Source organism: Capnocytophaga sp. oral taxon 332 str. F0381 (assembly GCF_000318275.2).
In the GTDB taxonomy this organism is placed as follows: domain Bacteria; phylum Bacteroidota; class Bacteroidia; order Flavobacteriales; family Flavobacteriaceae; genus Capnocytophaga; species Capnocytophaga bilenii.
Genome location: NZ_KB291341.1, coordinates 21,893 through 44,771 on the forward strand (window position 1 = coordinate 21,893; position 22,879 = coordinate 44,771).

General features: G+C 39.7%; 18 protein-coding genes, 1 pseudogene and 1 riboswitch. Of the genes and pseudogenes, 12 read left to right on the plus strand and 7 right to left on the minus strand.

Annotated features, from left to right (window positions below; translation table 11 throughout):
• Positions 1-190 precede the first annotated feature (190 nt).
• Positions 191-1,438 (minus strand): glutamyl-tRNA reductase, encoded by a 1,248-nt coding sequence (hemA, locus tag HMPREF9075_RS10300; protein ID WP_034557571.1) that lies wholly within the window; start codon positions 1,436-1,438, stop codon positions 191-193.
• Positions 1,439-1,596: 158 nt separating this feature from the next.
• Positions 1,597-2,511, minus strand: a complete 915-nt coding sequence (locus HMPREF9075_RS10305; RefSeq protein ID WP_009416535.1) for a dimethylarginine dimethylaminohydrolase family protein — start codon at positions 2,509-2,511, stop codon at positions 1,597-1,599.
• A gap of 542 nt (positions 2,512-3,053) precedes the next feature.
• Here HMPREF9075_RS10305 and HMPREF9075_RS10315 point away from each other — a divergent pair.
• The 10 genes and pseudogenes from HMPREF9075_RS10315 to HMPREF9075_RS10360 all read left to right on the plus strand — a co-directional run bounded on the left by HMPREF9075_RS10315 (position 3,054) and on the right by HMPREF9075_RS10360 (position 13,054).
• A complete protein-coding gene (locus tag HMPREF9075_RS10315) occupies positions 3,054-4,613 on the plus strand; it encodes a regulatory iron-sulfur-containing complex subunit RicT (protein ID WP_009416537.1) in 1,560 nt (519 codons plus the stop codon).
• Positions 4,610-5,089, plus strand: coding sequence for a gliding motility lipoprotein GldH (locus HMPREF9075_RS10320; RefSeq protein WP_009416538.1), 480 nt, complete (start codon positions 4,610-4,612; stop codon positions 5,087-5,089). The genes HMPREF9075_RS10315 and HMPREF9075_RS10320 overlap by 4 nt, the downstream gene beginning before the upstream one ends.
• A 15-nt stretch (positions 5,090-5,104) precedes the next feature.
• On the plus strand, positions 5,105-7,414 hold the full coding sequence (locus HMPREF9075_RS10325; protein WP_009416539.1) for a penicillin-binding protein 1A: 2,310 nt from the start codon (positions 5,105-5,107) through the stop codon (positions 7,412-7,414).
• A gap of 143 nt (positions 7,415-7,557) precedes the next feature.
• A complete protein-coding gene (locus tag HMPREF9075_RS10330) occupies positions 7,558-8,910 on the plus strand; it encodes a cytochrome ubiquinol oxidase subunit I (protein ID WP_009416540.1) in 1,353 nt (450 codons plus the stop codon).
• 12 nt (positions 8,911-8,922) lie between these two features.
• Complete coding sequence (gene cydB, locus HMPREF9075_RS10335) at positions 8,923-9,960, plus strand: cytochrome d ubiquinol oxidase subunit II (RefSeq protein ID WP_009416541.1); 1,038 nt, start codon at positions 8,923-8,925, stop codon at positions 9,958-9,960.
• Positions 9,961-10,054: 94 nt separating this feature from the next.
• Positions 10,055-10,360: pseudogene (gene rplU / locus HMPREF9075_RS10340) on the plus strand (50S ribosomal protein L21); the annotation flags it as partial.
• Positions 10,361-10,394: 34 nt separating this feature from the next.
• Positions 10,395-10,655 carry a 50S ribosomal protein L27 gene (gene rpmA, locus HMPREF9075_RS10345; protein WP_009416543.1) on the plus strand — a complete coding sequence of 87 codons (261 nt, stop codon included), beginning with the start codon at positions 10,395-10,397 and terminating at the stop codon, positions 10,653-10,655.
• Positions 10,656-10,879: 224 nt separating this feature from the next.
• Positions 10,880-11,422: a DUF1599 domain-containing protein gene (locus HMPREF9075_RS10350; RefSeq protein WP_034557574.1), complete on the plus strand. Its 543-nt coding sequence runs from the start codon at positions 10,880-10,882 to the stop codon at positions 11,420-11,422.
• Positions 11,423-11,462: 40 nt separating this feature from the next.
• Complete coding sequence (locus HMPREF9075_RS10355) at positions 11,463-12,458, plus strand: NAD(P)H-dependent glycerol-3-phosphate dehydrogenase (protein WP_009416545.1); 996 nt, start codon at positions 11,463-11,465, stop codon at positions 12,456-12,458.
• 11 nt (positions 12,459-12,469) lie between these two features.
• A complete protein-coding gene (locus HMPREF9075_RS10360; protein ID WP_009416546.1) occupies positions 12,470-13,054 on the plus strand; it encodes a riboflavin synthase in 585 nt (194 codons plus the stop codon).
• Here HMPREF9075_RS10360 and HMPREF9075_RS10365 read toward each other — a convergent pair.
• From HMPREF9075_RS10365 to HMPREF9075_RS13300, 4 genes are all read right to left on the minus strand, one after another.
• Positions 13,017-13,778 carry a 1-acyl-sn-glycerol-3-phosphate acyltransferase gene (locus HMPREF9075_RS10365; protein WP_009416547.1) on the minus strand — a complete coding sequence of 254 codons (762 nt, stop codon included), beginning with the start codon at positions 13,776-13,778 and terminating at the stop codon, positions 13,017-13,019. The genes HMPREF9075_RS10360 and HMPREF9075_RS10365 overlap by 38 nt on opposite strands.
• Positions 13,779-13,782: 4 nt before the next feature.
• Positions 13,783-14,226: a hypothetical protein gene (locus tag HMPREF9075_RS10370; RefSeq protein ID WP_009416548.1), complete on the minus strand. Its 444-nt coding sequence runs from the start codon at positions 14,224-14,226 to the stop codon at positions 13,783-13,785.
• 119 nt (positions 14,227-14,345) lie between these two features.
• Positions 14,346-16,559, minus strand: coding sequence for an NADP-dependent isocitrate dehydrogenase (locus tag HMPREF9075_RS10375; protein ID WP_009416549.1), 2,214 nt, complete (start codon positions 16,557-16,559; stop codon positions 14,346-14,348).
• Positions 16,560-16,672: 113 nt separating this feature from the next.
• On the minus strand, positions 16,673-16,837 hold the full coding sequence (locus tag HMPREF9075_RS13300; RefSeq protein ID WP_009416550.1) for a hypothetical protein: 165 nt from the start codon (positions 16,835-16,837) through the stop codon (positions 16,673-16,675).
• Between the two features lie 66 nt (positions 16,838-16,903).
• Positions 16,904-16,994: riboswitch (TPP riboswitch) on the plus strand.
• A gap of 96 nt (positions 16,995-17,090) precedes the next feature.
• Here HMPREF9075_RS13300 and HMPREF9075_RS10380 point away from each other — a divergent pair.
• Entirely contained in the window at positions 17,091-19,268 is a 2,178-nt protein-coding gene (locus HMPREF9075_RS10380; RefSeq protein WP_009416551.1) for a TonB-dependent receptor, read from the plus strand.
• 149 nt (positions 19,269-19,417) lie between these two features.
• Here the strand turns inward: HMPREF9075_RS10380 and HMPREF9075_RS10385 are convergent, their stop codons facing one another.
• Positions 19,418-19,924, minus strand: coding sequence for a hypothetical protein (locus HMPREF9075_RS10385; protein ID WP_009416552.1), 507 nt, complete (start codon positions 19,922-19,924; stop codon positions 19,418-19,420).
• A gap of 305 nt (positions 19,925-20,229) precedes the next feature.
• On the opposite strand from HMPREF9075_RS10385, the gene HMPREF9075_RS10390 reads away from it, so the two are divergent.
• A complete protein-coding gene (locus tag HMPREF9075_RS10390; RefSeq protein ID WP_009416553.1) occupies positions 20,230-22,860 on the plus strand; it encodes a DNA gyrase/topoisomerase IV subunit A in 2,631 nt (876 codons plus the stop codon).
• The last annotated feature ends 19 nt before the right edge of the window (positions 22,861-22,879 follow it).

Genomic DNA, 22,879 nt, shown 5'->3' on the forward strand with positions numbered 1-22,879 from the left:
TTACTAATTTTCGGGAACTTTTACTTTATTATAGGAAAAAGTTTAAACAGCTTCATAATCAAGTAGTATGGTTTCACTTGGCAAAGATACATCATTTTTTGTAAATCACAAAGTTTTACTACAAAGGCTGTCCAAAAAAGTCTAAACAAAAACTTTCCTGAACAGCCTTTTATATAACAATTCCAGCTTTTTAGCTCGCTACTTCCAGCTGAAAAACCTCTTGTAACCAACTGATACTCTCGTCTAGCGAATTGGTATCTTTTAGGTGATTTACAAACTGTGTCGTTATCTTTTGTATAATGCGGTTGGCTATTTGTTCCGCTTGCTCTTCGTTGAAGTTAGCCAACTTTTTTCGTTGAAAATCTAATTCATTATCTTTTAAGTGTTCCAACTTCGTTTTAAGTGCTTTGATAGTAGGAGCAAACTTCCTATTGTCTAGCCATTGTAAAAACTCCTCTTTTACTTCTTTAATAATTTGCAATGCCTGTGGGATAGCCTCTTTGCGGCGCTCTAAGGCTTCGTCTTTTCGTTTTGAAAGCTCGTCCATATGAACAACCGTAACGTTAGGCAGTGCTTTCACTGCTTCAGATACGTTTTTAGGGATAGATAAATCAAGAATAAGCAAAGGATTACTGCCTATGTGTTCTGGGTGTATAGTAGGAGTTGCTGCCCCTGTAGCTACAATAAGCACATCAGTATGAGCAAGCTCGGCAGTAAGCGTTTCAAAATCTTTTACAATTACGTTGAATTTTCCTGCTACCTCTTCCGCCTTTTGCTTAGTGCGGTTGATGAGGGTTATATGGTCGTTTTGGGTATGCTTAATCAGGTTTTCGCAGGTATTGCGCCCTATTTCGCCTATCCCAAAAAGTAGAATATTTTTGTTAGAAACATCAGCAATATGTTGCATAATATACTGCACTGCCGTAAAAGACACTGAGGCAGCCCCTGATGATAGCACCGTTTCGTTTTTAATGCGCTTGCTGGCATTGATAACGCTGTTCATCAGTCGCTCAAGGAAAGCATTAGCCAACCCCTTTTCACGAGAGAGAGCAAAGGCTTGTTTTATCTGCCCTATAATTTCAAAATCACCCAATATCTGGCTGTTGAGCCCTGTGCCTACCTCAAAAAGATGTTGCAATGCCTCTTTGCTTTTATACACATAACCCACTTTCTGGAACTCGTCAATAGTACCGTTAGAATAACTACACAACAATTGTATCAGCTGAAAAGGATTCTCAGCATAGCCATACAGCTCAGTGCGGTTGCAAGTAGAGATAAGCAATAACTCTTCAAACTGCAGCTCTTTAGCCCTTTGTAGCAATAATTCTTTATTTTCGGCAGATATACTGAAAATACCGCGTATGGTAGCATCAGCTTTCAGGTAGCTGAGCCCTATGCAATAAAAATTCTTGTTTTTGGTATTTGTATGGGGAGTCATAACGTTTTTTTGATTGTTATTCAATTCAAGCTGCAAAGTTAAAAAGTTCATTGCAAATAACAGATATTTACAACAAACTTTTATGGCAAAAATAAAAATATATACCTAATCTAAATAGAATAATCCTTCACAAAGCTTTTGCCCCACTACCTTTGCTATCAGTCCCTTATCAAAGGAAGGGTAGAGCAACGCAGCAAGCCTTCTTGTTTGGCAATCTCCGCATAAGGCACTTTTTCCACCGTAAAACCTTGTGCTTGTAACCACTCATTTAGGCGCGTAAAGTGCGCCTCCGATACTACTACTTCTGGCGAGATAGAAAATACATTACTGCACATTTGGTACATTTCATCACGTGTGATATGAAACAAGTTTTCAGTTCCAAAAAGAGCTGCCAAATACTCGTAATCAGCAGGATTGCGGAACCCCTCTTTATAAATAATACCCTTATTGGTGCCTACAGGCTGAAAGCAACAATCTAAGTGCAAGGCATTATCACGAGCTTCGCTGCTCGATTTTACAAGGTCAAATTCCTTTACTATCTTGTTAGGAAACAGTTGTTTAATAAAAGCTACCCCTGCCATATTAGTACGGGCAGTAATTTGTTGTGAGTAATCCTCACCTTTGTACGTACCTATAAAAATATAGTCGTTATAAGGCATTACATCACCGCCCTCAATATGCACTTCCTTAGGTGGAGTGATTACTTTTTCAGGCGAAATTTGATTGATAATGTACTCTATCGCTTGCAGTTCTTCCTGTCGGTTAGGCAATATATTTGCCCTGATGAATGTATCTTCAATCACAAAGCCAATGTCGCGACTAAATATTTGGTTACAATCATTGATAATTTCTGGGCGATATACCGTTACGTTATGTTTTTTGAGTACCGCATCAAAAGCCTCCATTTCGCTTACCATATCAGCTTCTACAGGGTAAGTACCCGCTTTGATATGCTCTGCCGACTTAGGGTCGTAAGCATCCTTCAACTTGGGAGTTGCGCCATTGCTTTGAGCAGTACCTAAAATGACTGCCCGTAACTTGTTGGTTTCATTGGTGATATGTAATTTTATCATAAAATGTTTAGTTATTATCTGTTAGTTATTTCAAGGCAAATTTATGAAAAAAAATGAAATAAACAAATGCGCCACACACTTTGTCAAACTTTCAGAGTTTGACAAAGTTTTTTTTGCCTCACTCCCAATGCCACACACTTTAGCAAACTTTCAAAGTTTGACAAAGTTAATTGCTCTGATAATCAATCATTTTTATTTATATTGTAGGGGCGATTGGCAAATCGCCCTCACAAACAAAACTTTTCGGACAACCTCTTTTTTTGCTTCACTCCCAATAGTCCCATCAATTCAAAATTCAGAATTACTCCCCCCTCTCGTCGCCGAAGCTTCACCGAAGGAAAGTCGGCGAGCTGGCGCAGCCGAGTATGTGACGAAGGTTGAGCGAAGGATAAAAGCTTGTACGGCTCGCACCGAGCTGGCGCAACCGAGTATGTAACAAATATATTGCTCATTCAAAAAAATATACTATCTTTGCACATTCATACAGCGCACTTATAGCGCTATTCCTTAATTTTATAATTAATTAATTTATCCATTTTACAATGAGTTGCAATAATTGCACCTATAATAATAACCCCAATAATCCTTATTCAGATTGTACCAATAATGGTATTCATAGCTTTGGGAGTGTAAAACTCTCAGTATTCGATTGGCTTTCCAATACCCAACTACCTGGCGGTCAGGAGTATTTTGATTGTGTAGAGGTTCGTTTTAAAAATAGCCGAAAAGAATATTTTCGCAATACCAATAAATTACCACTACAAATAGGTGATGTTGTAGCTACAGCAGCACCTTCAGGGCACGATGTTGGGGTAGTAAGCCTTACAGGAGAATTGGTAAGGCTGCAAATGAAAAAACGCCGCATCGCTTGGGAAAATGCCGACCTGCCCATTGTCTATCGTAAAGCCAACCAGCACGATATAGATGTGTGGCAAGAGTCCCGTGCCAAAGAAGTAGAAGTACAAAAACGTTCTCGTGAGTTGGCTATCGCTTTAGGATTAGAAATGAAAATCTCCGATGTTGAGTTCCAAGGAGATGGCTCTAAAGCTACCTTCTATTATACCGCCGAAGGTCGTGTAGATTTCAGGCAACTGATAAAAGATATGGCAAAAGCTTTTTCAGTACGTATCGAAATGCGACAAATAGGATTCAGGCAAGAAGCTGCCCGTTTAGGAGGCGTAGGCTCTTGCGGAAGAGAACTCTGTTGCGCTACGTGGCTTACCGATTTTAGAAGTGTCTCTACTTCAGCTGCCCGATACCAACAACTCTCGCTGAACCCTCAAAAGTTAGCAGGACAATGCGGCAAACTAAAATGCTGCCTGAACTTTGAGCTCGACACCTACTTAGATGCCTTGCAAGACTTCCCTAAAACAGACACTAAAATACATACCGAACGCGGTACTGCTTCTTGCCAAAAGGTAGATATCTTTAAACGCCTGATGTGGTTTACCTACGACGAAAACCCAATGACTTGGTATAAACTATCAGTAGATAGCGTGAAAGAAATTATTGCCCTCAACAAGAACAATGAACGTATAGAAGAACTAGAAGAATACGCCATAGTAAGCGATTTGCCTTCACATCGTAGTAGTGCCAATAGCGATATGGAACTTTTGCCTGTTGAAGAAGACAGCATTACCCGTTTTGATACCCCTAAACGCCGCAAAAACAAACGAAAAAAATCAAATAAAGAGGCACAACCTAAAGAAATGCAGGCTAAAGAGGTGAAAAATGCAAATGCAGAGCCTAAAGATGAGCAAAAAGCCGAGAATAAAAGCGAAAGCAACAATAAAAACAACAAAAAACAACCTAAAAATGTAAATAAAGCTGCCGAACTGAAACGTACAGGCGAAGAGGTATTAAAAGCAAATAAAGAATTGAAGTTGCCTATAGAGCAGCCCACACAGCCCCCTATAAATACCAATCAGCCTCCTAAGAAAAATCCAGCTCCAGAGGCAAATACCAATAGTAAAAAATTACAACAAAAACAAAAAATAGCCAACACGAAGCGACAACAAAATCCAAATGTGCGCCGCAACCTCGACCCTTTTGCTAACAAGGTAAATAAAACTAAATCATCTAATAACGATAAACAAGAATGAGAACGCTAATAAGTTTGTTATCTATAATATTGCTAACAGCTTGCAACAGTAAAGTAGAATACAGCCAATATGTATCATTGCCCAATGGCTGGGATGCTCACAAGCCCATAGTGTTTCAGTTTGATGAAAATGATACTCTCACTGCTCGCAATTTGTTTATAATGTTGCGCAATGATGAGCGTTATCCTTTTAGCAACTTGTTTTTAATTACCAAATTAGAACTGCCTAATAGCGATAATATGGTGGTTGATACCTTAGAATATGAAATGGCTACCCCCGAAGGCAAATGGCTGGGCGAAGGCTTTTCGGCAGTGAAAGAAAGCAAGTTGTGGTACAAAGAAAATTACCAATTCCCCGCAAAAGGCAAGTATGTACTGAAAATAGAACAAGCAATGCGAAAAATAGGCGATAATGAAGGCGTTATAACCTTACAAGGCATTACCGAAGTGGGCGTCAGAATTGAAAAAGTAAAATAGCAACACAAATATACAATGAATAAAACGGCAAATAAAAAAACAAAAAAACAGACCTTCAGCCCCATTGTAAAATGGTTCTGGGGGCTGTTTGCAGCAGGAGTAGTAAGCATTATATTGCTATTCTTGTCAGCTTCGTGGGGACTGTTAGGCGATATGCCCGATTTTCAACACTTAGAAAACCCCGAAACAAATTTGGCTACCGAAATTGTTACTGCCGATGGCAAATCGTTAGGAAAGTTTTATTTAGATGAAAACCGTACCCCTATCAAGTTTAAAGATTTACCAAAACACTTAGTAGATGCTCTTATCGCTACCGAAGACGAACGTTTTTACGAACATTCAGGTATCGATTTGCGCGGTACAATTCGCGCAATGGCTTATTTGGGTAAAAAAGGAGGTGCTTCTACCATCTCACAACAGCTCGCCAAGCAACTTTTTCATAAAGAAAAAACACGTGGCATAGAGCGTTACACCCAAAAAATAAAAGAATGGGTTATCGCTACAAGGCTTGAAAAACAGTACACCAAAGAGGAAATTTTGGCAATGTACTTCAATATTTACGACTTCAACAACAACGCCGATGGGATTCGCTCGGCAGCCAAAATATACTTTGACAAAGACCCTAAACAACTCAAAATAGAAGAAGGGGCAATGCTCGTAGGTATGTTTAAAAACTCGGCACTTTACAACCCTATTCGCAACCCTCAAGGCGAAATCAATAGGCGTAATGTGGTGCTTGCACAAATGCTAAAAAACAACTACATTACCCAAGAGCAAAAAGACTCACTGCAACAACTGCCACTAAAGATTAAATTTACCCCCGAAAGTTACAACGATGGGATTGCTACTTATTTCCGTGAGTATCTGCGCTCGTATATGAAAAACTGGATAGCCCAAAACCCTAAAGCAGATGGTACAAAGCATAATTTGTACTTAGACGGCTTGAAAGTATATACTACCATAGATTCAAAAATGCAAACTTATGCCGAAACAGCCGTAAAAATGCATATGCGAGAGCTGCAACGCGCTTTTGATGCCGAAAATAACCGCAAAAAGAATAGTACCTATCCTTTTGTGAAAGTAACCAAAGAGGAGTATAAAAACCTGATAGAAAAAGCGATGAAAAACTCCAACCGCTGGACGCATATGAAGTATTTAGGCTATTCTGAAGCCGAAATACGAGCATCTTTTGATAAAAAAATAGAAATGCGTGTGTTTAGCTGGCGCGGAGAGCGCGATACTATAATGTCTCCTCGCGATTCTATATTGTACTACAAGTCGTTTTTGCGTACAGGAATGATGTCTATGGAGCCTCAAACAGGGCATATAAAAGCTTGGGTGGGAGGTATCAACTACAAGCACTTCCAGTATGACCAAGTAATACAAGGCGCACGCCAAACAGGTTCTACCTTCAAGCCTTTTGTGTATGCTACAGCCATAGACCAGCTGCATTACTCGCCTTGTATGGAATTGCCCGATATACAAACTTGTATAGAAGCAGGCAAATACGACAATATCCAGCCTTGGTGCCCCCGAAACTCTACGGGTACATTTACTGGCAAACTGATGACACTAAAGGCAGCTTTGGCAAACTCTGTCAACTCTATTACAGTAAATTTGATGGATAAGGTAGGACCTATACCTGTCATCAATTTAGTGAAAAAATTAGGTATCACTAGTGAGCTTCCCGAACTGCCCTCCATTGCCTTAGGAACCGCCGATGCTACCGTCTTTGAAATGGTTGCCGCTTATGGTACGTTTGCTAATGAAGGAGTGTATGTAAAACCCGTATTGGTAACCCGTATAGAAGACAAAAACGGTACCGTACTATTTGAAAACACTCCCGAAACCCACGATGTAGTAAATGCCGAAGTAGCTCGCGCTGTAGTAAATTTAATGGAAGGGGTAACCCGTTATGGTTCAGGCGCACGATTGCGCTCAAAAGGAGCTGATACCTACAACGCTGTATATAAAAATGTAATGACAGGCTATCCGTACCAATTTACAAACCCTATAGCAGGCAAAACAGGTACTACCCAAAACAACAGCGATGGTTGGTTTATAGCAATGGTGCCCAATTTGGTTACAGGAGTATGGGTAGGCGGTGAAGATCGCACTATTCACTTCCGCACAACAGCCTATGGACAAGGAGCTACAATGGCGTTGCCCACTTGGGGATATTATATGAAAAAATGTTATGCCGATAAAGATTTAGCAGTTTCTAAATCTCCATTCCCAGCACCCCAAAACATACAAATACAGATAGACTGTAGCAAAGAAAAAGCTGATAACCAAATAGAAGACGAAGAAAAATTTGATTTTTAGCAGTTGGTTGTAATGTAGGACTAATTACAACTATAATTTAGAATCTTTATAAAATTAACGATTTTTTAACTTTTGCTTTTTTATTTTAGCATTATGTTGTATCTTTGTCGTGTAAAAAAATAATAACTAAATCACTCATTCGTATGGAAACAGAAATTTTAGCAAGAATTCAGTTCGCACTGACGATTGCGTTCCATTACATTTATCCACCGCTAAGCATCGGTTTAGGACTATTAATGTCTGTTTTTAAAGGTATTTACCTTTTTACGGGCAAAAAAGAGTACGATACGCTTGCCCGCTTCTGGACGCGTATATTCTCACTTACCTTTGGTATAGGCGTGGCTACGGGTATTGTAATGGAATTTGAATTTGGTACCAACTGGGCTACTTATTCGCGCTATGTAGGCGATATTTTTGGTAGTGCATTGGCTGCTGAAGGAGTATTTGCTTTTGCGCTAGAAAGTACCTGCCTAGGTATTGTACTTTTTGGCTGGAACAAGGTAAAACCTGTGTGGCACTTTTTGGCTACTGTAGGTGTTTTCTTGGGCTCTATGTGTTCGGCTATCTGGATTGTCATTGCCAATAGCTGGCAACAAACCCCTGCAGGCTACGTGGTAGCTGGTGAAGGTATGCAAGCTAAAGCTGTAATTACCGACTTTTGGGCGATGGTCTTCAACCCCTCAAGTATAGATCGTATATGGCACGTATGGCAAGGAGCTTTCCTTGCAGGTATCTTCTTAGTACTTAGTGTGCACGCTTGGTATCTGCTAAAAGGACGACACGTGGCTATCTCTAAAAAAGCATTCAGCACTACGCTGCTTATTGGTACTGCTTTTTGCTTGCTACAATTACTTTCAGGACACAGCTCTGCCGATGGAGTAGCTAAAAATCAACCCGAAAAATTGGCAGCTATGGAAGGACACTTCAAAACCGAAGCTGCCGACTTGTACCTCTTTGGTTGGGTAGATAAACAAAGTGAGGTGACTCACGGGCTGAAAATACCTGGTGGATTGTCGTTTATGCTTCATAACGACTTCGAAACACCTGTTACAGGTCTTGACCAATACGCTATGGATGACCGCCCAGGGCAGGTGAATGCTGTATTTCAATTCTATCATATGATGGTGGCTATAGGCGGCTTTCTCATTTTGCTCACACTTTATGCTTCTTTCTTGCTATGGCGTGGCAAATTGTACGAAAAACGTTGGCTACTGCACGTATTTGTGTGGGCGGTACTTTTACCACAAATAGGGAACCAAGTGGGCTGGTTTGCTGCCGAAATGGGTAGACAACCTTGGATAGTGTATAAACTCTTGCGCACTAGCGATGCACTCTCTAAAGCAGTTACCGCTAACCAAATACTCTTCGCTATTATTTTATTCTCCGTAATTTATACGATACTTTTTGCCCTATTTATCTACTTGCTTAATAAGAAGATTGTGCACGGAATAGATGAGCACGAGGGCGAAAATCAACCTCAATTACAAACAGCATAACAATTAGTTTATATGGAAACATTTTTAGGAATTGACTACCCTACGTGGTGGTTTATCGTGATAGGTTTTTTGATTACAGGCTATGCTATCTTAGACGGCTTCGACTTTGGAGCGGGGGCGTGGCACTTGTTTTTTGATAAAAAAGAGGAACGCCGTGTAGCGCTGAATGCTATAGGTCCTGTATGGGATGGTAACGAGGCGTGGCTGGTAATTGGTGGGGCTTCTATCTTTGCTGGCTTCCCCTTAATGTACGCTTCGCTGTTCTCAGCTATGAATACTCCTTTTATGCTTTTCTTAGCTTTTATCATTTTCCGTGCAGTGTCTATTGAGTTTCGCGGTAAAGAGGATAACCAAACGTGGCGTAACACTTGGGATATAGTGTATAGCGTGTGCAGTATCGTCTTGCCTCTGCTCTTAGGGGTGGTAATAGGCAACTTGCTACAGGGGCTCCCTTTAGATGCCGATTTTGAATATCAAGGAGGGGCACTTTTCACTTTCCTTACGCCTTATCCACTATTGGTAGGCTTGATGACGGTAATGCTATTTGTAGTACACGGAGGCTTGTTCTTGATGATAAAAACACACGGGGTTATGCAGGAGCGTATTGCTAAACGTATCAATGTGGCTTATTTACTTTTCTTGGTGCTATTTGTAGCTGTGGCAGTATATACGTTCTTAACTCCTCATTTGATAGAAAATATTACCAATAGTACAGGGCTGAAAGTTATGCCTATTTTCTTGCTATTGAGTATTGTGGCTATACCAGTATTCATTAAGCAAAAGAACTACAAATGGGGCTTTGTGGGGAGTATACTCACCATAGCTTTCTTTATGGTGCTCGTAGCTTTGCAATTGCACGATACTGCATTTTTGCGCACTACTTTAGAGGGTGGTAATAGTATTACTATATATAACGCTGCAGCAAGCCCTAAATCATTGGAAATAATGCTAACGATAGTGGCTATAGGCGCGCCGTTATTGCTGTTGTACACTTATTTTGCTTACAAAGTATTCTGGGGCAAAGTAACGATAGATGAGCACAGTTATTAAAAAAAATACTTTTTTTGTAAAAGATACTTGTTAATTAAAAAATAATTAGTACCTTTGCAGCCAATTTAAACAATTAATTTAAAACAGTAAAGCTATGTATGCAATTGTAGAGATAGCAGGGCAACAATTTAAAGTGAGTAAAGACCAAAAGTTGTTTGTACACCGTTTGCCAAACGAAGAAGGTGAAAAAGTAACGTTTGACCGCGTACTTCTTGTGGATAATAACGGAGCAATCACAGTAGGCGCCCCAGCTATAAGCGGAGCTTCAGTAGAAGCAAAAGTTTTAAAACACTTAAAAGGAGACAAGGTACTTGTTTTCAAAAAGAAAAGACGTAAAGGTTACAAAGTGAAGAACGGACACCGTCAGTATCTTACACAAGTAGTAATTGAAAACGTGGTTGTAAAATAATTGTTAAACTTAAAAATGTAAGAAAATGGCTCACAAAAAAGGTGTCGGTAGTTCAAAGAACGGTAGAGAGTCTCACTCAAAACGATTAGGAGTGAAGATATTTGGTGGTCAGGCTGCAATTGCAGGTAATATTATCGTGCGCCAACGTGGTACACAACACAATGCTGGCGAAAACGTATATATAGGTAAAGACCATACGCTACATGCTAAAGTGGATGGTATCGTAAAATTTGAAAAAAAGAAAAATAACAAATCTTACGTATCTGTAATAGCTGTAGAGGTATAAATTTAAAAAGTTAAACGACAAAAAAGGGGTAGGTTTTTGGATAAAAATCTATCCCTTTTTTTGATTTTATAAATTATGGATTTTGCTGTTTATCGTATATAATAATGTTTTTCAATGTATTATACACTCTATTTTTATTTTATGTGTAAGTGGAAATTTTAACAGAGTAATATGCTCAGGAATTAAAAAATGTTTTGTATATTTGTACCCTGATAATGGTAGAAATGGATAAAACAATAGAACAATATAACGGGGTGATAGAGCAGTGTAGGAATTTGTTTATCAATAAGATGAAAGACTACGGCTGTGCGTGGCGCATACTGCGATTGCCTTCCCTTACTGACCAGATTTTTATAAAAGCACAACGCATACGAGGACTACAAGAAAACGCTGTGCATAAAATAGATGAGGGTGAAGAACCTGAATTTATTGGGATTATTAATTATGCCCTAATGGCACTTATTCAGATAGAAAAAGGGGTAGCACCCCAACCTGATTTGGATACTGAGGAGGCTGTTTTGCTTTACAACCAAAAAGTAACTACTACTCGCAACCTGATGGAGGCAAAAAATCACGATTATGGTGAGGCGTGGCGCGATATGCGCGTGAGTTCTCTTACTGATCTTATACTACAAAAGCTGTTGCGTATCAAACAAATAGAGGATAACAATGGTAAGACTTTGGTGAGTGAGGGGATAGTGGCTAACTATCAGGATATTGTGAATTATGCGGTGTTTGCATTGATACATTTGCAGAATAAGCCGTAATAAAAATAAGAAAATCAAAATTTATAAATTAAGAATAGGTTTGGAAACAAGAATATCGGTAATAGGAGGGGGAAGCTGGGCTACTGCCTTGGTAAAAATCCTCACTGCCAACATTGATAAAGTGTGTTGGTATATGCGTAATGAGCAGGCTATAGAACATATTAGAGCTACAAAACACAATCCTAACTACTTGAGTGATGTGCATTTGAACATTGCTAAATTACACCTTACAAATAGTTTGGACGAAGCGGTGGCTTTTAGTGATTATATCATTCTTTGTATTCCATCAGCTTTCTTGAATGATGAGCTTGAGAAATTAACATTACCACTTTCTGATAAGAATATATTTTCGGCTATTAAGGGTATTGAACCTAAAAGTGGTATGATAGTAGGCGAATACTTACAGAAGGTACATTGCGTTCCTGATAACCAAATAGGGGTAGTAGCGGGACCGTGCCACGCCGAAGAGGTAGCATTAGAACGCTTGTCATACCTTACTATTGCTTGTACTGATGAAGAAAAGGCGCGCTTTGTAGCTGATGCAATGACACGCCCGTTTGTGAAAACAAAGATATCGGATGATGTGATTGGAATAGAATATGGTGCTATGCTGAAGAATATTTATGCTTTAGCGGCTGGGATTGCTCACGGTTTGGGGTATGGTGATAACTTCCAGAGTGTACTGATGAGTAATGCTATTCGCGAGATGGAGCGTTATATTAAGCATATATATAAAATAAAGCGCAATATCAACCATTCGGCTTATTTGGGCGATTTGCTGGTTACGGCTTACTCTCTTTTTAGTAGGAATCGTACTTTTGGTACTATGATAGGCAAAGGCTATACGGTGAAAAGTACGATGGCTGAAATGAATATGGTGGCAGAGGGGTATTACGCTACAAAAAGTGCGTATAACATCAACTTAAATCAGGAAAAACCGAGTAGAACGCCTATATTGAATGCGGTGTATAAGGTGCTTTATGAGAATAAGCGTGCTAAAACAGTATTTGCTGAATTGACAAATGAGCTTAATTAATATATAGAATTATGTTTACAGGGATTGTAGAAGAAATAGGTGAAGTGGTGCGTTTGGAGCGCGAGAATGCTAATTTGCATCTTTATATAAGAAGTTCGTTTGCAAATGAACTAAAAATAGACCAAAGTGTGGCACATAATGGGGTATGCCTTACGGTAGTGGCTATTGAAGGAGATACTTACAAAGTAACAGCGATTGCCGAGACGCTTGCCAAGACACATTTGGGCAGTTTGAAGGTAGGTGATGCAGTGAATTTGGAACGCGGTATGCTATTAAATACTCGCTTGGATGGGCATATAGTGCAGGGGCATATAGACCAAACGGCTACTTGTGTACGCATACAAGAAGAGGCAGGAAGTACTCGTTTTAGTTTTGAATATGATGCATCATCTGGGAATGTAGTGATAGAAAAAGGCTCTATCACGGTGAATGGTGTGAGCCTTACTGTAGTGGATGCTGCTATAGATGGTTTTGGTGTGGCGGTAATTCCTTATACTTTGGCACATACTAACTTGCATTTGCTAAAAGTAGGTAGTGTTGTGAATGTAGAATTTGATGTTATTGGTAAATATGTGGCTCGCTTGCTACAGCGGTAAGCTTCTGTAGGATAAGAGACCGCACTTCTTCACGGAGGGAATCTTTATCTTCTAATGTTTTTCCTTGCGTGGTAATAGGGGTAAGTATATCTACGCGCATACGCCCTATGCTTCCTGCAAAAAATCGGAAAGGGAAACGTTTTTTGGTATCGTGAAATACCATTGGGATAATGGGGATTTGACACTCTATTGCGATACGGAAAGCTCCATCTTTGAAGTTATCTAATACGATGCTTTCATCATCTGGGACGCCTCCTTCGGGGAAAATGCAGATACTTTGCCCATCGTTGATGCGTTGCAAGGCTTGTATATAAACTTCTTTTCGGCTTTGAGGACTTTTTCTATCTACTAAAATAGCTACTTTTTTATAGAAATAACCAAATATAGGTAATTTAGCGAGCTCTGCTTTGCCTACAAATACAAAGGGCTGCTTGCTACAGTAGAACATCAGCATAATATCGGTCATACTATAATGATTGGCTACAAGCATTGCGCTGCCTATGTGTTGTACTTTATGCCCATACTTGATACTTGGAAAGAACCCCATACCATATAGTACTGGGGTAGCCCACAGGTGCCGTGCTACCCAATAGAAAGCGTTGTACCACTGCTTGTTGGCAGTGAGTAGTAGCAGAAAGGGTAGCAACATAATAAGTAGTATGAGATTTAGGATATAAAACCAGCTCTTCCAGAATATCCAAAAGATATATTTGATGATAATCATAATTTTAGAAGTTCCACCAAAGTCGCCAAGGAATCATAGATAGTAAACAAACAAGGGCGATAGTGTAGAAGATAGCTATTTTACCAAACTTACCACGATTGGTAGTTTGTTTTTTGTGTTTTACCCAGCCTATGGTGATAAGCGTTACAGCAATGATATTCATCAAGGGGTGTTCTACTAAAAGCTGTCGCAAAAGGCTGTCTTTCATTACTATTTTAGCTCCCATTTGCCAAGCCATTAGGCGAGGTGTTACGGCATAAAGCAATAAACCTAACAATAATTGTATATGCGAAAAAATGAGTGTAAAGAGGCTTAGGCGTAAGTCTTTCACGGTGAATTCTTTTTTGGTAAAGAAGCCTGCTAAAGCATTGATGGTTGATAGAAATAGTACTATTAATACTACATAAGCACATAATGAATGTACTGAATTGATGTACTGATACAACATAGTGTTTAAATTATTTAATTAGTTTGAGGAGGCAAAGGTACAAATTAATTTTAATATAAAAAAATTGCCAAAGTCCTACATTAGACTTTGGCAAAGTGAGGGACATCTTGTCTCTTTTTTTATAAACCTAAAATATTCTTCAAGGTAGGGCTAGGCTGCATCACTTTATAAACAGTTTCCTCATTGGGGTGATAGTAGCCTTGTAAATTGACGGGGGTACCTTGCACTTGGTTTAGCTCATTTACAATCACTTGCTCGCTGTGGCGCAGTGCTTGAGCTATAGGCTTGAACTCATTGGCAAGGGTAGTATCATCGGTTTGTGCGGCTAAGGCTTCTGCCCAATATAGTGCCAAATAGAAATGACTTCCTCTGTTATCTAATGTGCCTACTGCTGATTGTGGAGATTTGTTTTCCTCTAACACTTTAGCTGTTGCCTCATCGAGGGTTTGTGATAGCACCAATGCTTTGCGGTTGTTATTGGTGTTAGCAAAGTGCTCTAACGAAGCCCCCAATGCAAGAAACTCACCCAATGAATCCCAACGCAAGTGATTTTCGTTTAACAATTGTTCTACTAACTTAGGAGCTGAACCACCTGCACCTGTCTCGAACAATCCGCCGCCATTCATAAGAGGCACTATAGATAGCACTTTGGCACTGGTACCAAGTTCGAGGATAGGGAATAGGTCGGTGAGGTAGTCGCGCAATACGTTGCCTGTAACGGAAATAGTATCTTCACCATTTTTAGCGCGTTGCAACGATAGCAAAGTAGCAGCTTCAGGACTCAGTATACGTATGTCTAAACCTTCAGTATCGTAGTTTTTCAGGTATTTATTCACCTTTTTTATGAGTTCGGCATCGTGGCTTCGGTGCTCATCGAGCCAAAAGATAGCGGGTGCTAGGGTAGCTTTGGCGCGCGTAACCGCTAATTTTACCCAATCTTGTACTGGTGCATCTTTTACTTGGCACATACGCCATATATCGCCAGCTTCTACTTGGTGTGAAAGATAGACAGTTCCGTTTTCGCCAATCACTTGCACTGTGCCCTCTTCTGCAATTTCAAAAGTTTTATCGTGTGAGCCGTATTCTTCTGCTTTTTGTGCCATTAGTCCTACATTGGGTACAGAGCCCATTGTAGAGGGATTGAAAGCTCCATTTTCGCGACAGAAATCAATTACTACTTGGTAGACACCTGCATAGCTGCTGTCGGGGAGTACGGCAAGTGTATCTTGAGTTTTGCCTTCTGCATTCCACATTTTGCCTGAATTGCGTATCATTGCGGGCATTGAAGCATCGACAATTATATCGTTGGGGAAGTGCAGGTTGGTAATTCCTTTGTCGGAATTTACCATTGCGATGCTGGCAGCTTCGCTAAAAGCTGTATCTATGTCGTTTTTGATAGTTTGTTGTACCCCAGCAGGTAAAGCCGTGATTTTGGCTAATACATCTGAAAAACCATTGCGGGTATTAACTCCTACTTGAGCAAAGTGTTGTGCGTGTTTTTCAAATACTGAAACAAAGAAGGTTTCGACAGCATAGCCAAAGAGAATAGGGTCGGAGACTTTCATCATTGTAGCTTTTAGGTGCAATGAGAGGAGCAATCCTTTATCTTTAGCTTTGGCAAATTGTTCTTTGTAGAATGCCAACAGTGCTTTTTTGCTCATTACGGTAGCATCTATAATTTCTTCGGCTTGTAGCGGGAAAAAGTCTTTGAGTACTTCGGTTTTGCCATTATTACCTGTCCAAACAATACGTACTTTATCGGGGTGGGTGAGGGTTACAGATTTTTCGTTGTGATAAAAGTCGCCTGCTTGCATAGTAGCTACGGCAGTTTTGGAGTCGCGGCTCCAAGCTCCCATACTATGGGGGTGTTTTCGGGCGTAGTTCTTGACAGCTTTAGGGGCGCGGCGGTCGGAATTTCCTTCGCGCAGTACAGGGTTTACGGCACTACCTTTCACCTTGTCGTAACGTGCCTTGATAGCTTTTTCGCTATCGTTGGTAGGGGTTTCGGGGTAGGGGGGGAGTGCATAACCTTGTGCTTGCAGTTCGGCAATAGCAGCTTTCATTTGGGGTACTGAAGCACTGATATTTGGCAATTTGATAATGTTGGCTTCGGGCAGCAAAGCAAGTGCTCCTAATTCGGCAAGGGCATCGGTAGTGCGCTGATTTTCGTTGAGAAAATCGGGGAAAGCAGCAAGGATACGCCCCGCTAAGGAGATGTCTTTCAGCTCAAAATGCACGCCTGAAGAGCTGCAAAAGCGCTTGATAATGGGTAGTAATGAATGCGTAGCCAAGAAAGGGGCTTCATCAGTAAGGGTGTAAATGATGTTTTTCATAATGAATATCTGTTAATTTGTTGATAATTAAAGAAAGAAAAGCAAACTTTGGTGCAAAGATAAGAAATTAAAACGAAAAAACAAAATAAAATTTAAAGGTTAGTCTTTAGTTTTTAGTCGTTAGTCGTTAGATTGCGCCACACAAGGATAAGCGAAGGAAAGTCGGCGAGCTGGCGCAGCCGAGTATGTGACGAATGATAAGCGAAGGATAAGCGAAGGATAAGCGAAGGATAAGCGAATGATAAAAGAAAACAATAACCATAAGAGAAATATTCCAATCGTGAATTTTATAAAAAATAATTCATAAAAAACTTGTAATTTATAATTTTTTTGTACCTTTGCCGCCGTCTCATAAGGGGTGCTGTTACAAGCTGAGATCATACCCATTGAACTTGAGCGGGCAATGCCGCTGAAGGAATGAAACTTAATCTATCGGCTTGTGTTTGCTTTTGGGTAGCAAAAACAAGCTTTTATTTTTTAATAACCATACCAAATAATTGCCTCTTTTATTTGTGAAATACTTTCAAAAAAATGAAAAATGTACTTATGTACAGTGCTATTTGCCTTACAACTACGGCTGTAGCACAAACTCAATCACCTACACTACAGGTGACAGACACAATTCACAAAACTATTCAATTGGACGAGGTGCTCGTTTCGGCAGTTAGGGCTACTGAAAAGCATCCTGTAGCTTTTTCTAACCTCTCTAAAAACGAGATTAGAAATAAAAACAACGGGCAACAGCTCTCTATGTTGCTCAATCACCTCCCCAGCGTGGTTACTTATTCTGAAGATGGTTCGGGCATTGGAATGACTAAAATGTACGTGCGTGGTACCGACCTTGAACGTACTAACGTTACTATCAATGGTATTCCGCTAAACGATTCGGAATCGCAAGGGGTGTTCTTCTACAATCTTTCGGACTTTGCTTCTTCGGCTGAAAATATTCAATTACAACGTGGCGTAGGGACATCGTCTAACGGGGCAGGTGCTTTTGGTGCTAGCCTCAATATCCTTACCGATGCGGTGCAGGAAAAAGCAACGGGCGAGCTGGCTAACTACTACGGTAGCTACAACACTCACAAGCACAGCTTGAAAATTTCGACAGGCAAAATGAATGATCGCTTTGAGCTAAACGGGCGTTTTTCGGTAATAAAATCGGATGGATACCGCGACCGCGCTTCGTCTGACCTTAAATCTTACTTCTTGCAAGGGGCGTATGCTTATGGCAATACGCTCATCAAAGCACTCGTTTTTGGCGGGAAGCAAAAAGTATATCTTACTTATCAAGGACTTGACAAGCAGACTTTGGAGCGCGACAGGCGCTACAACCCTGTAGGTGCTTATACCGATGATGCGGGTAACAAACGTTTTTACGATGACGAAACTGATAACTATCAACAAGACCACGCTCAGCTGCATTGGACACAACGCTGGTCGCCTAATTGGAAAACTCAGCTTTCATTTCACTACACCAAAGGAAAAGGTTATTGGCAGGAATATAAAAGAAATAAGAAGGTCAATGAGTACTTTGGGTTACCCAAAGTATTGGACGGCAGCGGCAAAGAAAAGAAGACTGATGGGATAAGAATATCTGGTTTAGACAACGACTTTTGGGGAACTACTTTTTCAGCTAACTACAACAAAGAGAATATACATATTTTATTAGGAGGCGCCCTAAACCGCTATGAGGGACGACACTTTAAAGAACTGCCTTGGACACGCAGTGTGAATGCGCCGCTAAACTATCGTTATAGTTATGAAGGTATCAATACTAAAAACGAGATGGCTGCCTATGCTAAGCTAAATTACGATCTCAATTCGCAATGGGATATTTTTGTAGATGTACAATTCCGCCGTGCTCATTATCATTCGGTAAAACAAAAAGTAGATGAAGGTATTAACGCTTTCAACCCTAAAGTGGGGGTTACTTATCATTTGAACGACTATAGCCACCTTTATTTATCATATGGCAAGGCTACTAAAGAGCCTAATCGTTCTGACTATAAGGATTATAACGAAGCACTAAGAAAAGACCCTAATGCTAAACGTCCGCTACCCGAAAAATTGAACGATTTGGAATTGGGTTGGCGTTTTGCTTGTGAGCGTATGAGCTTTAATTTGAACGCTTACTATATGAGTTATATAGACCAATTGGTGCTTACTGGCAAACTAAATGACACAGGTTACCCTATTCGTGAGAATGTGGACAACAGCCACCGCGCTGGGATAGAACTTGATGGACAACTAAAACTATCTGACAAATGGCAATGGCAGCCTACTATAACACTTAGCAGTAACAAAATTAAAAAATACCAAAACATCAGAAAAGATAACGCGGGAAATACTATAGTAGTAAATTTAGAAAATGTGCAATTATCGTATTCGCCTAGTCTGATTGCAGGTAATAGACTTACTTTTGCGCCTATCAAAGGTTTTGCGGCAAGCTGGGAAGCTAAATATGTTGGCAGTCAATATGTGGATAACACAGAACGCGATGAAGCTAAATTGGACGCTTACTTTGTGAATAACCTGCAACTGCAATATGAGTTAACCCCGCGCAAATGGTGCCGTTCGGTATTGTTTTCGGTAGCAGCGAATAACTTCTTGAATGCTAAATATGCGCCTTATGGTGATAATACTTACGGAATGGTATATATACCTGCTGCTGAAGCTAACTTTTTGGGAGGGATAACCATAGGTTTTTAAGGTTGTAACACAATAGGTAATAAGTTTTAAGGCTGTCCGAAAAGTTTTGTTTTGTGAAGACGATTTGCCAATCTTTCTTACAAAAAAACTTTTTGGACAGCCTTAGCTATTAAGCCTAATCCTCATAGTTAATGGCTTTTTTATAGGCTTTATTTTTTCCACTCAAATAAGGTGGTTCTATTAAACATTGTTGTATCAATACATTGAAAATTAAAGCATTTTGATTCTGAATTTTTTGATTTTATTGTATAAATATACTTGTCATATTCTCTAAAAATTTTATCTTTTTTCAATACAAAATCATTCTCTTTGAAATCATTATTCCAACAACAACTTGTGCTTACCACTAATTCGACTTTTTGAAGTAAACTATCCTTAAATAGAAATCTTTTTTGAGATAATATTTTTATAAAACCTTCTTTTTCTTCAATTTCAGTAATATAAAGGCTATCATTATTTGGGAAAATTTCTAAGTCTTTGTAAATATTGAATTTTTTCTGAATATCTTTAATTGTAGATTCTCCTAATACAAACGATTTTTCATTGATAAATCCCTTACATAAATCTTTATGATATATTTTTATGTGCGATAAAAATATAAATGGAATAATCAATATACATATGAATATAATTATCTTTATATTTGAAATTTTCATTTTACGTTTTTTCTGGGTTGTACAACAATTTTAATAAGCCTATCCTTCGGAGCTCTTTTTCTAATACCGAATTCAGGAACTTTAGGCAAAGATACAATAAATAATCGGATTATTCTCTTTATAAATATGCAGCGTTTTTTATTTACGGAAACTCTCTCGCATTTGATGATTTGGTGCAAAGAATGATAGAGCTACAGCAACGTGTGAGGGATATAGTATAAGATAAATGGCAAAATAATTAACCATTAATCATTACCAATTAATAATTGTTTATTACCTTTGCAGCCTAAAAAATACTAATCCCAATGGAAGATAATGAGCTTAAGGATGACCTAATTCCTACAAACGAGGCTGCTCCTCATAACGATAATACTCACAACGATACCATTATAAAAATTACAGGAATGTACCAAGACTGGTTCTTAGATTACGCTTCATACGTAATCTTAGAACGGGCTGTGCCTGCTATAGAAGATGGTTTTAAACCTGTACAACGCCGCATTATGCACTCGCTAAAAGAGTTGGATGACGGGCGCTACAACAAAGTAGCTAACGTAGTGGGTAATACAATGCAATACCACCCTCACGGCGATGCGAGTATAGCCGATGCGATAGTGCAAATAGGACAAAAAGAACTACTGATAGATACGCAAGGTAACTGGGGAAACACCCTCACAGGAGCTGATGCTGCAGCAGCGCGTTATATAGAGGCTCGTCTTTCTAAGTTTGCATTGGATGTAGTTTTTAGTCCGAAAGTAACCGAATGGCAATCCAGCTATGACGGGCGTAAGCACGAGCCTATCAGCTTGCCTGTGAAGTTTCCGCTGCTCTTGGCACAAGGTACGGAGGGGATAGCGGTAGGGCTTTCTACCAAAATATTACCTCATAACTTTATAGAGCTTATAGATGCTTCGGTAGCTTACTTGCAAGGAAAACCTTTTGAGCTTTACCCCGATTTTCCTACGGCAGGTATCATTGATGTGAGTAATTACAACGATGGTGCAAGAGGCGGGCGCGTGAGAGTGCGTGCTAAGATTTCTCAAATAGATAAAACAACTCTCGCTATTACCGAAATTCCTTACACCACAACTACCAAGTCGCTCATTGAGTCGATACTTAAAGCCAATGATAAAGGTAGTATAAAAATCAAAAAAATAGATGATAATACGGCTGCCAATGTGGAAATATTGGTATATCTGCCCAATGGTACTTCGCCCGATAAAACAATAGATGCACTTTATGCTTTTACGGCTTGCGAGACGGCTATTTCGCCTATTACTTGTGTGATTGAGGATAATAAGCCGCATTTTCTTACCATATCGGAGGTATTGCGCCGCAATACCGACCGCACTATGGAGATACTTAAACAAGAATTGGAGGTACAATTAGAAGAACTCCATATGCAATGGCATAATGCTTCGTTAGAAAAAATCTTCATCAGGGAAGAAATGTATATCAACTTCAAGGATTACAAGAATAAAGAATCGCTATATGTTTATCTGTATAAGCGTTTTGAACCTTTTAAAAATGATTTGCTACGCGAAATTACCGATGATGATTTGGAACGCCTTACCAAAATACCAATGATTCGTATCACTAATTTTGATACTTATCGCGCCGAAGAACAAATGTTAAAAACAGAAGCGGATATTAAGAAGGTGCAGAACCACTTGGCTCATTTGGTAGATTATACTATTGCTCATTTTGAATATCTTAAGAAGACTTACAGCAAGGGGCGTGAGCGCAAAACCGAAATACGAGTGTTTGACAGTATTGAAGCTACCAAAGTAGTAGTACGCAATACTAAATTGTATGTGAATAGGGCTGAGGGCTTTGTGGGTACGGGCTTGCGCAAAGATGAGTACGTAGATGACTGTAGCGACATTGATGATGTAATAGTATTTACAGAAAGTGGCTCGATGTACGTAACGAAAGTAACTGACAAACAGTATATAGAAAAAAATATCATACACGCTGCGGTATTTAAAAAAGACGACAAACGCACCATCTACAATATGATATACAAAGATGGGCAAACGGGCTTTTCGTACATCAAGCGTTTTAACGTAACGGGGATTACTCGCGACAAAAAATACGAATTGATACCTGTGCATAAAGATTCACGGGTGCTTTACTTTACAGCTAACCCTAACGGCGAAGCCGAAGTGGTAACAGTGAATTTACGTCAGTTAGGTGCCTTGCGAAAATTACGCTGGGATATAGACTTTGCCGATACTCTCATTAAAGGGCGTGGCGTGAGGGGTAACCTCGTGAGTAAATATGCTATCAAGCGTATTGAGCTGAAAGAGAAGGGGGTATCAACTCTTAAGCCGCGCAAAATATGGTTTGACGACATAGTTAAACGCCTTAATACCGAAGAAAGGGGTACGCTCTTGGGGGCTTTTAAAGGAGATGACCGCCTGCTACTCATCACCAAAGAGGGTATGGTGAAAACTATTATCCCCGACCTGAACTTGCATTTTGACAACAATATCCTGCTAATGGAAAAATGGGTGCCTGAAAAGCCTATTTCGGTGATTTACTACGATGGTGAGAAAGAACGTGTATTTGTAAAACGCTTTGTAATAGAGAACGAAAATCGCGAAGAGCTTGTGATTACTGAGCACCCTAAATCGCAATTGCTATTCGTTTCTGCCGACTGGCGACCTATGGCTGAGGTGGTATTTACCAAAGAAAAAGGCAAGGAGAAAGAAAACCTTACTGTTAATTTAGAAGAGTTTATCAGCGTAAAAGGTATTAAAGCTCTTGGAAACCAACTCACTACCGATAAGGTGAAAAACATCAACACTCTTGAGTCTCTTCCTTATGAAGCCCCTCAAGAAGAGGAAGCGGTAGAGGATTTAGGCGATGAAGAGATAATAACCCCCTCTGCAGAGAACGGAAGCGATGGGACGCAAACAGAGCTGGAGTTTTAATTAGCTGAGAGATAAAGAA